Consider the following 14,507-nt stretch of genomic DNA (forward strand, 5'->3'; position numbering starts at 1 on the left):
CAGCCGCTGATTCACGCCAATCGGCTCTGACGACGGCTTTTCTGCATGCCGAGCCGAGTGAGCCGGCGCTTTTTCTCGCCAAACTGATCTTTGTCAGTTGGCTATTTATTTCTGCCTGTAGTGTGAAACAGCTTGTGTATACGAACCAACCACACTCAAACGACAAAAATTCGCATCGATGCTAAGTGGGTAACACGGACTTAAGGTGCAATTTTGGTAGTAATAAAATAACTAGGAGGCTTTTGACTATGTTCAAAAAGTCAACATTATACAACAGCCTGTGTCTCGGCTTTGTCAGCCTGATGGCGGTGAATCACGCCCAGGCCGCTGCGTCAGCACCTGTGGTTAGTAAGTCTGTTAATAACGTCACTATCCCTGCGCTGCGCGATATTGCGCTCAACTTGAGCAAAGATACCAAGGCACGTCTCGTGCGCGGTAAGATGGATTCGGCGTCCGGTGAAACCACCCGTAAGACCAGCGAAATCATCCAAAACTTCGAACTTCCCTTCGTTGGCGGCATGGGTAAGAGCGCCTCTGGTCTGAGTAAATCCAGTAAGACGATGGGCGTCCTGGCCCTGGACGCAGCCGATCCCGTGCAGCGTGACTTCCTCGGCGACAACATGCCAGCGCCGCTGATGAGTTTCGACGGCATCGACAATATCAACCGTGTTGCCCCGCCCGATACCACAGGCGATGTCGGCCCGAATCACTATGTGCAGATGGTTAACGTCTCTTTCGCCATCTGGGACAAGCAGGGCAATCAGCTGATCCCGCCAACGCCGACCAATGCGATTTGGAAGAGCCTGGGGGGCATCTGTGCCCAGAACAACGATGGTGACCCTATCGTGCTCTACGATCCCCTCGCGGATCGCTGGATGATGAGCCAGTTCGCCATCAACCAGTCGGACTACCACGAGTGTATCGCCGTGTCTAAGACGCCGGATCCTACCGGTGAATGGCACCTGTATGACTTTAAGATCAGCGACATCAAGATGAACGACTACCCGCACTTCGGTGTGTGGCCAGACGGTTACTATATGTCGGTGAACCAATTCTACCTCGATGGTCGTGAAGATCAGTGGGGCGGCGCCGGCGCCGTGGTGTTCGAGCGTGAGAAGATGCTGCGCGGTGAACCTGCCCGCATGGTCTACTTCGACGATCCTGCACCAGAGCTGGGCGGTATGCTACCGGCCGACCTCGATGGTCTGACGCCGCCACCGGAAGGGGCGCCTAACTACTTCGTGCAACCTATCGATGACAGCCAGGGGCCTGCCACCGATGAGCTGCATATCTGGGCCTTCAAGACAGATTGGCAAAATCCAGAGCTATCTACTTTCGAGCAGATCGCCATGTTGCCGGTAACCGGCATGGAGTTCAGTGGCTGTAAGGGCGGCTGTATTCCTCAGCCTGACGTGAGCAGCGAAGATTATCTGGACCGCATTCCATATCGTCTCATGTTCCGTCTCGCCTATCGTAACTATGGCGATCACGAGGCCATGGTGCTCAACCATACAGTGTTTACCGGCGACGCCGATACCAATCGCTGGAGCCCACGCTGGTACGAGATCCGCAACCCAAGCACCACGCCTGTGGTTCATCAGCAGAGCAGCTACGCGCCTGATAGCGATACCCGCTGGATGGGCAGTGTCGCCATGGACGCCGTGGGCAACATCGCCCTGGGTTACACGGTTTCTGGCCCTAACACCTATCCGTCGGTACGTTATACCGGCCGTCTGGCATCGGATCCCCTAAATACCATGCCACAGGGTGAAAACGAGTTGGTGGCTGGTGGCAGTTCACAGCGCGGCGCCAATGGTCGCTGGGGTGACTACAGCACCATGAGCGTGGACCCGGTAGACGACTGTACCTTCTGGTATACCCAGGAATACTATGGCGATCTTAACGCCGGTGACATCGACTGGATGACACGCATCGGCTCCTTCAAGTTCCCTAACTGTACCACTGGTCCTCAGGGCACCCTGGTTGGCACGGTGACTGGCGTCGAAGGTAAGCCACTGGCCAACGCCATGGTGAAAGCCGGCGCGGTGACCGCCTTTACTGACGAGAACGGCCACTATGAAGTGACCATGCCTGTCGGCAGCTATGACGTGAGTGTTCGCGCCTATGGCTACCAAGAAGCCAAGCACGCGGATCTGGCGATTGCCGAAGATAGCGAGCAGACGCTGAGTGATTCACTGTCGCCACTGCCACTGGTTACCCTAAGCGGTAAGGTGGTGGACAACAGTGGTCATGGCTGGCCATTGGCGGCCAAGCTGGCCCTTGCTGGCGAACTGGCGCCAAACCTTGAGTTGATGAACGACCCGGCAACCGGCGAGTTCAGCGTCGAGGTCTATCAGGGCTGGGGCTATAAGATCACTGCCTCGACTGCGCTGAGCGGCTATCACGAGAAGTCGCTTGACTTCGTGGCGAGCGATACTCAGATCGCCAACGGTGTGACCATAGCGCTGGATGTAAACAACAGCGTCTGTAGCGCGCCAGGTTACAAGGCCTACGGTATCGTCGAAGACTTCGACGGTGAGACCTTTCCACCTGCGGGCTGGACCGTGGTTAATGATGCAACTGGTGATGATATCGAGTGGCGTACTAATACCGCTTGGGATCGTCCTAACTTTACCGGCGGTAGCGGTAAGGCTGCGGCGGTAGATAACGACCGTTACGGCTGGGGTAAGTATGACACCAGCCTGGTATCACCAAGCATTCAGGTCAGCGCCCTGGAAGAGAGCACGGCACTGCAGTTCAAGTTGGACTTCGTGGGTGGCATCTTCGGCGGTTCTATGGTTGATCTCGACATCAGTGTCGACGGCGGCGCCTGGAAGACGCTGCTGAGCTATCCAGATACCGCCAGAGAGCGTCTGGTTGACTACGATCTGGCCGCTGAGGTGCTAGGTGCGAGCGAGTTCCGTCTGCGTTGGCATTATCACCACATCTATGGTGACAACAAGCAGTGGGATAACTGGGCTCAGGTAGATGATATCTCTATCGCCCGTGGTTGTAGCTCGCTAGAGGGTGGCCTGGTGGCTGGTACCATTACCGACTTCAACACTCAACTGCCGGTAGCCAACGTCGAGATCATCGACGGTCTGGGTAACAAGGCGATGAGCGATAACCAGGGTCAGTATGTGATCTTCTCGGCCCAGGGCGAGCAGCAGCTTAACCTGCATCAGGCCGGCTATGCCGACGTGAAAGAGAATGTCAGCGTGGCTGCCGATGAAGTGACTGCCAAGGACTTCAGCGTTAAGGCGGGTCGTCTCAGCTCTGAAACTGAAACCATCGAGCTGGCTGTGACCAGCGGTCGTAACCTGAGCGAAAGCTTTGAGATCCAAAACTCGGGCAGCAACGATCTTACCTTCAAGCTAGGCGAGATCAATGCACCGCAGGCCGCGCCTGTCGAAGGGCCTAAGCTGGCTATCGGCGGTCGTAAGTTTGGACCTAAGAACCTGTGGGATCTGACGACCCGTAACATCCGCGTGCCTTTCATTCTGCCACAGGCTGATCTCGAAGAGAGCCAGGTGGTACAGAGCTGGGCAGTAGATCTAGTAGCCTCTAACGGCGTGGTCTTCGACCAGTCAACGGGCGATCTCTGGATCAACAACCTGGGTGTGTTCGGTGGTGACGATAAGGTCTATCGCTTCAAGCAAGATGGTACCAAGACCGAAGACAAGATCGACCTGCATCCGCTGATGACCACACGTGGTGCCCACGCTGGCATGACCTATAACAGTCGCAGTGGCAAGTTCTGGCAGATCATGGTGGGCGGTGAGCGTTGTATCTACGAGCTGGATCCAGTTGAGAAGCAGGCTACTGGCAAGCGTCTATGTCCTGACGTGACTACCTCGCAGCGTGGCCTGGCCTATGACGCGGTGAACGATCAGTTCTTCTCGGGTTCATTCATCGACGGTCTGATCCATCGTTTCAGCAGCGACGGTACTCTGCTTGAGTCGACCGATGTGGGTCTGCCTATCTCAGGCCTGGCCTTCAACCCAACATCGCAGCACCTGTTTGTGGCGACCAACAGCTTCAAGCCTATGGATATCGATATCTACATCCTGGATGTGGCGAACGATTACCAGGTGATCGGCGGTTACGCCATCGACGGCCGTGCCGACGGTGGTGGTTCGGGTCTGACTATCGATTGTCAGGGCCATCTGTGGGCGCTGGATATCGAAGCGCAGAAGCTGTTCGAGATCGAGTCTGGCGAGACTGGCGTGTGTGACTTCCAGGATGTGAACTGGTTATCGCTTAACCCTAATGTCGGTGAACTGAGTGTCGCGGGTAACCAGCAGGTGACCCTGGATGTGGACGCCGCCAACATGGCGCCTGGCGAGTATGAGGTTCAGGTGCTGCTCAACAGCAACAGCCCATACAAGATGCAGTCTATTCCGGTGAAACTGACCGTGAATGAGCGTGTCCCTGGCGTACTTGGTTTTGCCGTGACTCACTATGAGGCTAACGAGGCCGATGGCACTGTGACCCTGACGGTTTCACGTCAAGGTGGCAGCGACAATGCCTTGACCCTGGAGTACCGCACTCTGGATGCAACGGCCAAGGCGGGTGAAGACTTCGAAGCCGCCTGGGGCGTCATCAAGTGGGAGGACATGGACATGGCCGACAAGACCATCAGCATCAAGCTGCTGAGCGATGATGTCGAGGAGTCTATGGAGTCCTTCAGTGTGGCCCTGTCACAACCGACTGGTGGTGCGACCCTGAACGCGGCAACCATAGCCACGGTTGAGCTGGAAGACAAGAAGTCCAGCGGTGGTAGCTTAGGCCCAGTCCTACTGCTGCTACTGGGTGTTGGCTCACTGTTTAGCCGTCGCCAAGCGCGTCGTTCATAAGTGTAATTAAGCCAGCGCGAAGCCTCGCGCTGGCTTTCTACCTTTAGCATTCAAATTGGAGAAATCGATATGTCACGTTTCCTCTCTGTTTTTGCCATCTCTATCGCCTTGCTGGCCAGCGGCGCCCAAGCCGAAACGGTAGGCTGGCGCGATCTGGCCCATGCCCGCAAGGTGGCCAGCGATCCCTATCATCAACTCAATCAGGATCAATCACAGCTGATGCTGGATTTTATGGCCATCTCGGCTCATTTCGCCAAGGTGCAGCGCGATAACTATCTGCCGGGACTCAACGCGCTGTCGCCGCTAACCTCGGCAGATTTCAGCCAGGGCAGCTATCCCTACGCTGAACGGCTAAACGCCTATCTCGAGCAGGCGAGCGAGGTCAACGCCAAGCTGAGTGCCGCCATCGAAGCCGAGCAAGACCCAGCCAAGCTGGCCCAGGTGATTCAGGCCACCAATAAGTCTCTGGACGCCATGGCGGCGCTGTCACCGCGTCTTGAGCAGTTCAAGCATGGCTGCGACAAGTATCTGGATAAGAAAGAGCGTATCAAGCAGCCCAAGTATGCCGCCGCCTTCACCGTGGGCAGCACGTTAGTGGATGCCGTGCCTGCCTATCAGGCCCAGCAGCAGGCGCTACTGGCGAAGGCCAAACAGCTAAAGGCGCTGTTAGCGCACAATCTTTGAGCCCAACTGATCTTTGTCAGTTGGCCGCGCGCAATAACGGGTAGTTTGTATCACTGGTATACACACAAGCATCGAATAACGGCAAATCACGTCAACTTTAGTGGCGACTTTAGATAAGAGTGTGTCTTAGGGCGCCCAATGACGACGTGAGCCAAGGTAAACCTATAATAAGGAGACTTTTGATGGGTATCAAAAAGTCAACATGGCAAGGCTGCAGCTCTGTGGGGCTAGCGGGATTATTGGCGACGGTCAGCGCCTTTTCTTGTGCAGCCAGCTCTCCGATCGTCGGGGAGTCATTGAACCAAGCGTCGTCGACACCTTTGGTGAAACTCGCCAACAAGATGCTGGTGAGTAATAAACTAAAATTCCAACCGACAGCTCAGACCAAGCTGGCCAAACCTAGCATCTCGGCCTCGAATCAGGCGCTGATGGAAGCTCAATACCAGGAGCAGATGGCTTCGGCCGTTGCACTGGAGCAGTACAGCGATACCGTGGTGCAAGCCGAGCCTGGCACTGGCGCCATGCCAGCCCCCGAGCTGAACTTCGATGGCCTAACCCGTAGCGGTTTCAATGAGGCTGCAATGCCTGATGTGGCGGGTGATGTCGGCCGCGACCACTATGTTCAGGTGGTCAACATGGCATTTGCCGTGTGGGATAAAGAGGGCAACCTGCTGGTTGACCGCACCCCGATGACAGAGTTCTGGAAGCGTCTGGGCGGTGTCTGTGGCGACCCTAATGCCAACCCGGCTCCGGCTAAACCCTGGGAGAGCCCGACCACTGAGCGTGAGCCTATCGTACTTTACGATCAGCTCGCCGACCGCTGGGTAGTGACCCAACACGCCTATGTCTCCGGAAAGGAGAGCCGTCAATGTTTCGCCGTCTCTAAGACCAGCGATCCTACCGGCGACTGGCATCTATATGAATTTGAATTAAACGGCGACAAGTGGCACAACGGCGCCCAGCTCGGCGTATGGAGCGACGGTTATTATCTGTCGGCCAATCAACACAACAAGAGCGATAACAGCAAAGCCGGTAACGCCGCCGTGGTGTTTGAGCGTGACAAGATGCTCTACGGCGTACCTGCACGTTCTATCTATTTCGATGCGCCGCTGACAGCAAACCTGCTGCCGGTGGATCTCGACGGTAAGCGCGCGCCTGCCGCCGGTACACCTAACTATTTCCTCAGCCTGCAGGACGACAAGGTCCATGGCAGTGCTCAGGATGAGATCCAGGTTTGGGCCTTCAAGACCGACTGGAACAACCCGCAAAACAGTCAGTTCAGCCAGGTTGCTGCGCTGGCGACCGAGCCATTTGATATCAACCAGGCCTGTGGCAATACCTGTATCGAGCAGGACTCCTGGGGTGGCGATTCTTACAACGCCCTGAAAGCCTACCAAGAGAAGCTGATGTACCGCGCCGCCTTTAGACAGTTTGGCGATCACCAGAGCCTGGTGGTTAACCATACGGTTGACGTGGGCGAGCAACACTTCGGTGTACGTTGGTATGAGATCCGCAACCTGGGTGCAGGCGCCGAGATCTATCAGCAGGGCAGCTATGCCCCGGACGCCAACCACCGCTGGCTGGCGAGTATGGCGATGGATGCCACGGGCAACATAGGCATGGGTTACGCCATCTCGGGTGAAGAGATGCTGCCTTCTGTACGCTATACCGGCCGTTTGAACGGCGATCCTCTGGGTCAGATCTCATTGGCTGAGCAGGTGCTGGTGGATGCCGAGGCGGCCCAGGTGAACTCCTTCGATGGTCACTATGGTAAGCGCAGCATGATGACAATCGACCCGACGGACGATTGTAGCTTCTGGTATACCCAGGAGTATGGCGCCGATCACGACTTCGAGTCTATGTGGGCTACTCGCATCGGCAAGTTCAGCTTCCCTAACTGTGTGGCCGATCCTACCGGTATGCTTCACGGTGTGGTGACCGACAGCGTCACTGGCTTGCCACTGGCGAACGCCGAAGTGGTTGCCGGCCCTTACAGCACTGTGGCCGACGCTGAAGGTAAGTATCAGCTGCAACTGCCTGTGGGCGATTATCAGGTGTCGGCCCGTGCCTACGGTCATACCAAGGCGAGCCAGGGCAGTGTCTCTGTGGCCAAGGACTCTGATTTGGAGCGCAACGTGGTCTTGACCGAGATGCCTCAGGTGACGATTTCGGGCAAGATCAACGACGGTTCAGGTCACGGCTGGGGCGTACCCGGTGCGATCGGCCAGAACGGTGAGCTGATCCCGACTACGCCGATCGCTACCGATGCGATCGATGGCAGCTTTAGCGTCGTGGGTTATGAAGGCTGGCCTGTGGCGATCACCGCCCGTGCACCTGGCTATCTGCCAGAGACCATGGATCTGGTGCCAGGCGGCGATGGCGTGAGTGGTCTTGCCTTTAACCTGGCGGTAGACAAGCAGGTGTGTAGCGCCCTGGGTTACCGCAAGATAGATACCAACACAGCATCACTGGTGAACTTCGAGTCGCCAGATTTCCCGCCTCAAGGCTGGACAGTCGTCGATGCCGCAGGTACCGGCGTTATCTGGAAGACCAACGAGCAGTGGGAACGTCCTAACAACACTACGGGTGAGGGGCTTGCGGCCTCTATCGACAGTGATAAGGGTGGCCGTAAGGCGTATGACTCCTCACTGCTAACGCCTATCATGTCAGTTGCCGAGTTGGGTGGTTTCACCACGGTTCGTTTCAAGGAGGGCTTCCGCCCATCCGGCGACTCGGCCTTGGATATGGACATCAGCGTCGATGGCGGCGAGTGGCAGACCCTGCACTCGGCTAATGCCAGCGAACAAGGTACAGTGGTAAACGTGGATATTGGCGAAGCCTTAGTGGGCGGTAGCAACTTCCGTCTGCGTTGGCGCTACCATAATGCCAACGAATTTGCCTGGGATTGGTGGGCGCAGATCGACGACGTCGAGTTTGGTCTGGGTTGTGCCATGGAGCAGGGTGGTTTGGCCGTGGGTAACATCACAGATGCCAACACCCAAGCGCCTATCGCACAGGCCAAGGTATGGCTGGGCGATACTCAGGTATCGAGCAACACCGAGGGGCAATATCGTCTGTTCGAAAGCGCAGGCAGCCAGATTGTCTCGGCGACCCAGAGCGGCTATGGCGTGAGTAACAGCCAGTTGACCGTTACCGACAACAAGATTGCCGTGCAGCACCTTAGCCTTAAGGCGGGTATGCTGGAGGTGGATCAGCCAGAGCTTGCGGCAACCGTGCGCAGCGGTAAGCAGAGTGAGCTGAGCCTGACGGTCAAGAACGTGGGTAGCCGAGAGGTGAATTACCGACTGGGTGAATTGGCCGCGACCGTCGAGGGCGAGCTGGAAAATCCGATGGCGGAGGCTGAGTTAGGCTTTGGTGAGTCAGTCGAGAAATCGAGTCTTGGCTTGGCCGTTCCTTATAGCGCCACCATGGATCGCAGCAGCGGCTCTTTGTGGGTGAACAACGTTAAGATATTTGGCGGTGACAACAAGTTGTATCGCTATGACGCAGAAGGCAAGCCAGGTGGCGAAGTGATCGACTTAGATGCCATGCTGCCTGAAGGCGGATTGTTAACCGACGGAGCCTATAACAGCCGCACCGGCATGTTGTGGCAGGCGACGCTGTTTGCCGACGACTGTATTCATGAGATTGACCCAAGCAAGCTGATGGTGACAGGCAAGCGTGTCTGTCCTGGTGTCGGCGCTATCTCTGGGCTGGCCTATGATCCAGTGTCTGGTGACTTCATTGGTGGTTCTGCCAGCGATATGACCATTAGTTACTTCGATGAGTCTGGCGAGGTGCACAAGACTGAGGAAGTGGGCGTGTCGGTATCTGGCATGGCTTACAACTCGGCCAGCGGTCACCTGTTTATCAGTACCAATGGTCCGGCAGATCCAGGTTCTGAGAAGGTCGACCAGGTATTGGATATCTACGTACTGGATAGCCGTGACGACTTCCGTATGGTTGGCGCGCTCAATGTCGATGGCATGAGCAACTTTGGCCAGACGGGTCTGGATATCGATTGTGACGGTAATCTGCGTCTGGTCGATATCGAAGGCAGCAAGATGTTCACCGTCTCTTCTGGTGAGACCGGCGTGTGTGACCATAAGGATGTGACCTGGCTTGACGTGTCACACACCAGCGGTCAGCTGAATGTCGCTGGCGAGCAAGAGGTGACCTTTGATGTCGATACCAGCGAGTTGGCGCCAGGCGTGCATCAGGTACAGCTGCTGCTGCAAAGCGATACCCCATACGGTACTCAGGCGATTCCGCTGTCGCTGACGGTAGAAGCCAAGGTGCCGGGTGCAGTGGGCTTTAAGGCCACAAACTATGAGGTGAACGAGGCCGATGGCAGCGTGACCCTGATGGTTGAGCGTCTCGGTGGTGTCGATGGTGAGGTGAGCGTTAACTACCGCGCCGTCGATGGTACCGCCACTGCCGGTGAAGACTTCACCCTGGCGCAAGGCACGCTGACCTGGGCCGACCAAGACGGTGCGGCCAAGGAGATAGTGGTTGCCATCAGTGCGGACGACAAGGAGGAGGCGACCGAGTCCTTCAGCCTGGCCCTGTCGAGCGATGATGAGCAAGTTGCCGTCTCTGACAACAGCATTGCCAATGTCAACATTGTCGATAACACCAGCTCGTCGAAAGGGGGCGCGGGTCTACAGCTATTGCTGGGTGCCTTGCTCGCCTTCGGATGGCGCAGAAGAGTGAATCGTTAAACGATAAAAGGTGCCTTCGGGCACCTTTTTTACCTGTAGAGAGGTAACAGACAATGAGTAATCACAATCTGGCAATCATCTTACTGACACTCCCCCTGCTAGGAGGCGCGATGGCCTGTGAACCCAATAGCGATGCCGAGAAGGCCAAAAACAAGCCTAAGGTGCAGCAGAGTGCGGCACAAGCGGGTTCAGAGCCTGTGCGCGAGATGTCGCCCGTCAAGGCAGATAACAGTCAGGGCGATCATATAGTGCCCAATCACAGACTGCCGTTCGAGCAGAAGCTGGACGAGAAGGGCAAAGCGGTAGAAGCGCAGTCAGAATCAGCGAGTGCTCCCTGCCAGGCGGATACCACAGAGCAGGCAGATCAGAGCGAATCGCCGCTAAAGAGTGAAGCGCAGGCTGAGCCAATCAAGCCGGGCGAGGCAGTAAAAGTGAGTGAGTCAGTAAAACCGGGTGAATCTAATCCCGAGTGCGACAAACCGCGACAAGAATAAGCTCATGAAAAAAGAGGATGCCTTATAAGAGATCGTTAGGGCAGTTTGATTAAGCCTTGTGGCAAGAGCGAGGCCCTGTGCCTATGGCCAACGGGCGCTGGCGGCGATGCTGGAGAAGTGTGCCCCAATATGACACTATGGGAAGTGATCACAGATTATGATAAGCAAATTCAATTTGGGCGCATTTACCGGTAGAACCGCTAAGCGGTTAATCTTATACATTATTCTATTCAGTGTGCTGATCACTATCCTGTCGTCGGCGCTGCAACTCTATGTGGAATACCAAGACGAGGTGGTCCAGATAGAGCAGCAGATCGAGCAGGTGCAAAATTCCCACCTCGACGGCATCGCCCACTACCTGGAGCAGAATAATCCCACCCAGCTACAGCTGCTGATCGATGGCCTGGTTAAGTTGCCGGATATCGAGCGCATCAGCATCATCGCCCGGGATCGCGTGTTACAGCGCACCGGTAAGGTGATGTCCGATAGGGTGATAGACACCAAGTTCCTGCTCTATCCCACGAAAAGTACGAACGCCAAGGAGCCGCTGGGCACATTGCATCTGGTGGCAGGGCTAGATCCCCTCTATGAGCGCCTCAAACAGAAGATCTGGTTTATCCTGGTTGCCACCGCGGTGAAGACCTTTCTTATCGCCGCCTTTATTCTGCTGCTGTTCCAGTACCTGGTAACCCGTCATCTGAATAAGATTAGCCAGTACGCCCACAACTTAACCCTTAACGGCCATGCGCCGGCCCTGACCCTGGACAGAATGCCAGCGCGCCGGGGCGAGGTGGATGAGTTAGATACTGTGGTAACGGCGCTCAACGAGATGCAGACCAGGCTAGCGCAGGAGCTAAGGCTTAGGGAAGAGGCGGAGTTTGACAGCCGCAGCAGCCGCGAGCAGCTGGCCCATATGGACAGGGTCACCAGCATGGAGGAGATCGCCAGCAGCATCGCCCACGAGATCAACCAGCCGCTGACGGCCATCGCCACCTATGCCCAGGCCGCGCTGCGCAGCAACAAGGGCGATGAGTGTGTGCCTGAGACGCTGATCAAGGCGCTGGAGAAGATCACCGAGCAGGCGCTGCGGGCTGGCGAGGTGATCCGCACCATACGTCAGTTCATCAGCAAGCAGGCCAGTAGTCGCAGCGAGATTGGGGTCAAGGCACTGCTGACCAGCACCAGCCATCTGCTGGAGACACTTGAGTCGCAATATAAGGTCAGTTTGGTGCAAGGGCTTGCCGACGAGCGGCTCACGGTTATCGGCGATCTGGTGCAGCTACAGCAGGTGTTGTTTAACCTGCTGCGCAACGCTATGGAGGCCAGCCCACCCGAGAGCATTATCGAGATCTGGGTTGAGGAGTGTGGCGATAAGGTGAGCATTCGCATTCGTGATCGTGGCTGTGGCATAGACGCCGAGGCGGCCAAGGAGATCTTTACCCCCTTCTTTACTACTAAGCAGGAGGGGATGGGCATGGGCCTGGCCATCTGTAAGACCATAATCGATGCCCACAACGGCGAACTGCTCTTTAGTATCAACGAGTTTGGCGGCTGCGACTTCACCATGCTGCTGCCCCAGGGGGACAAGCTAACAGCCGAGCCTGAAACACTATCGGAAAATAAGCCGCAGAGCGAGCAGGGGCCGGTATCATGAAGCATGGGCCTCTGATTAAACTCGCTGGCGCCCTGTCTCTGATCCTTATCGGCTTCATTGGCGTCACCCTGTGGCAGTATGAGCCGCTGCATTCGGGGGCCGGGGAGGGCGATCCCCTGCTTAAGGTGGTGGAGGTCAATATCTATGGTCACTCATCCTTGATGTCTTTCGAGGAGCAGAACGAGGACGTTACCGACACCTTCGGCTCCGTATGGACTGGCACCCTGGTGGGCGGCAAGCGGGTGCCCGGCATCAAGGGCCAAGGGATAGATTTTTCCGCCAATGAGCAGGCCTATGTGGCGTTCGACATCTGTTGTAAGAGCGATGAGATGAAGCGGGCCAGAGGGCGGGAGATCACCTTCGATTTTGGCGGTATCAGCATGGGGATGTGGATAAAACCTTTAGCGATTAACGAGCAGGATATCTACCCTTTGCTTGGCGGCTGGTATGGCGATGTGCAGAGCAACAAGCTGAGGATCAATAAGGGGCATCTGGAGCTGCTGATCTATGACGCCTCAGGTTTCTCCCCCGAGGTGGCGGTGCGCTCCCGCACTCTGCTCAGCAACGATCGCTGGTATCACATCGCCCTGGTACACGACGGTCATCAGGCCAACCTCTATATTGACGGTGAGCTGGATGCCAGCGATATCCTGGATCGTAAGGTTGGCTCCATCATGAACGATATCTTTATCGGCGGGATCCCCGGCGACTATCCTAACTTCGGTCAGGCGCGTTTTCCCGGGATCATCGATGAGGTTGTGATGTCTGAGCGGATCTTCTCCGCCAAGGATGTCAGAGCTATCTATGGCCTAGTGCCGAAAGGCAATTTAGATTAGCGCCGAGAGGCACTTTAAATTAGCGCCGAAAGGCAATTTAGATTAGCCCCGAAAGGCACTTTAAATTAGCGCCGAGAGGCGTTTTAAATTAACTGCGAAAGGCAATTGAAATTAACTAAAATGAAGCATTGAAAGGCACCCAGATGGGTGCCTTAGTTTTTGATGAATGATTGCTTAGTAGCAATCTCCGCCAGCCGCTTGCTGTAGCTGGGGAAGATCGTTGATGACGATATGCTTACGGTTGACCGACAGCAGCCCCTGCTTCTGCAGGCGGGTGAACTCGCGGCAGACGGTCTCCGAGGCGACTCCCAACAGGTTGGCGATATCCACCCGGCTCATGGGCAGGGTGATCTGGGTCGCCGTCAGGCGGTTGGCGATGTTGAGGATCAGCGAGGCGATGGCCGCCTTGACCTGCTTAAGCTGGATCAGTCTCAGGCTCTGATCCGCCTGCATCTCCTGGCTGAGTAGCTTGAGCATCAGCTGCTGCACTATCGGCTCCATGGCGGATTGTTGCAGCAACTTGGCGAAGGGGATCTCATACAGGCTCGAAGGTTCTAGCGCCACCACAGAGTAGAAGTGTTTGTGGTTACCCAGGCCGCCGGCGCCTATGACGTCGCCCTCCATATAGAAGCCAGTCACTATCTCCTCGCCTTCCGGGGTCAGGCGATAGCTCTTGAGGGCGCCCTTCTTGACCACAAACAGCGAGTCAAACTGGTCCTGTTGGCGTAGCAGATATTGCTCCGCCTTGAGGTGACGAAATCGCTTGGTCACGCTGGTCAGTTGCTGCAGCAAACTGCTTGAACATCCACTTTCGGCAATGCTGAGTGCATCGGAGAATGGGCTTGAGGTGCCGGTATCGGCCAGTAACGCAGCGCCGAACATCTGTTTTTCAACTGGGCTGAAATTACCCTGCTGTGTTCTACCTGTCGATATGGACTTAATCATGTTGCACCTCAAAAAACTATCTGTTTTTAAATAAAATTTTATCTATTTGCTCTTGGTCATCCTCTGATGATGTATCGATTGTAACGTTATTGTAACTTTTAAAAATATCCGCAAATGTCCCTAGATGGGGATCGGAAAATACCTATATTTGCTGTTTTTTTGACTAAAAACAGCCTGATAATGGTTAGTTTTTGTTTGTTTATTTATATGTTTTATTTGAATAAATATATTTATTGTTTATTCGGCAACGAGATGGCGAGAAAATGTGAAAAATTTTACCTTTTGTTCACCTTGTTTGGGCTGGGACTGTAGAGGGA

The 14,507-nt window shown here is 55.6% G+C and carries 7 protein-coding genes; 6 read left to right on the plus strand and 1 reads right to left on the minus strand.

Annotated elements, in window-relative coordinates:
* Window positions 1-248 precede the first annotated feature (248 nt).
* From AYI87_RS19625 to AYI87_RS19650, 6 genes are all read left to right on the plus strand, one after another.
* Window positions 249-4,856, plus strand: a complete 4,608-nt coding sequence (locus AYI87_RS19625) for a Calx-beta domain-containing protein (RefSeq protein ID WP_144204320.1) — start codon at window positions 249-251, stop codon at window positions 4,854-4,856.
* A 69-nt stretch (window positions 4,857-4,925) separates the two neighbouring features.
* On the plus strand, window positions 4,926-5,540 hold the full coding sequence (locus tag AYI87_RS19630; protein ID WP_144204321.1) for a hypothetical protein: 615 nt from the start codon (window positions 4,926-4,928) through the stop codon (window positions 5,538-5,540).
* A 182-nt stretch (window positions 5,541-5,722) separates the two neighbouring features.
* Window positions 5,723-10,261: a Calx-beta domain-containing protein gene (locus AYI87_RS19635; protein ID WP_144204322.1), complete on the plus strand. Its 4,539-nt coding sequence runs from the start codon at window positions 5,723-5,725 to the stop codon at window positions 10,259-10,261.
* A 53-nt stretch (window positions 10,262-10,314) separates the two neighbouring features.
* On the plus strand, window positions 10,315-10,755 hold the full coding sequence (locus AYI87_RS19640) for a hypothetical protein (protein ID WP_144204323.1): 441 nt from the start codon (window positions 10,315-10,317) through the stop codon (window positions 10,753-10,755).
* A gap of 157 nt (window positions 10,756-10,912) precedes the next feature.
* Window positions 10,913-12,409: an ATP-binding protein gene (locus AYI87_RS19645; RefSeq protein ID WP_144204324.1), complete on the plus strand. Its 1,497-nt coding sequence runs from the start codon at window positions 10,913-10,915 to the stop codon at window positions 12,407-12,409.
* Window positions 12,406-13,245: a LamG domain-containing protein gene (locus AYI87_RS19650; RefSeq protein ID WP_144204325.1), complete on the plus strand. Its 840-nt coding sequence runs from the start codon at window positions 12,406-12,408 to the stop codon at window positions 13,243-13,245. Before AYI87_RS19645 ends, AYI87_RS19650 begins: the two co-directional genes overlap by 4 nt.
* Window positions 13,246-13,419: 174 nt before the next feature.
* On the opposite strand, the gene AYI87_RS19655 is transcribed toward AYI87_RS19650, so the two are convergent.
* Complete coding sequence (locus tag AYI87_RS19655) at window positions 13,420-14,190, minus strand: Crp/Fnr family transcriptional regulator (RefSeq protein WP_144204326.1); 771 nt, start codon at window positions 14,188-14,190, stop codon at window positions 13,420-13,422.
* Window positions 14,191-14,507: the final 317 nt, after the last annotated feature.

Origin of the sequence: Shewanella sp. KCT (assembly GCF_007636505.1) — a bacterium.
In the GTDB taxonomy this organism is placed as follows: Bacteria; Pseudomonadota; Gammaproteobacteria; order Enterobacterales; family Shewanellaceae; genus Shewanella; species Shewanella halotolerans.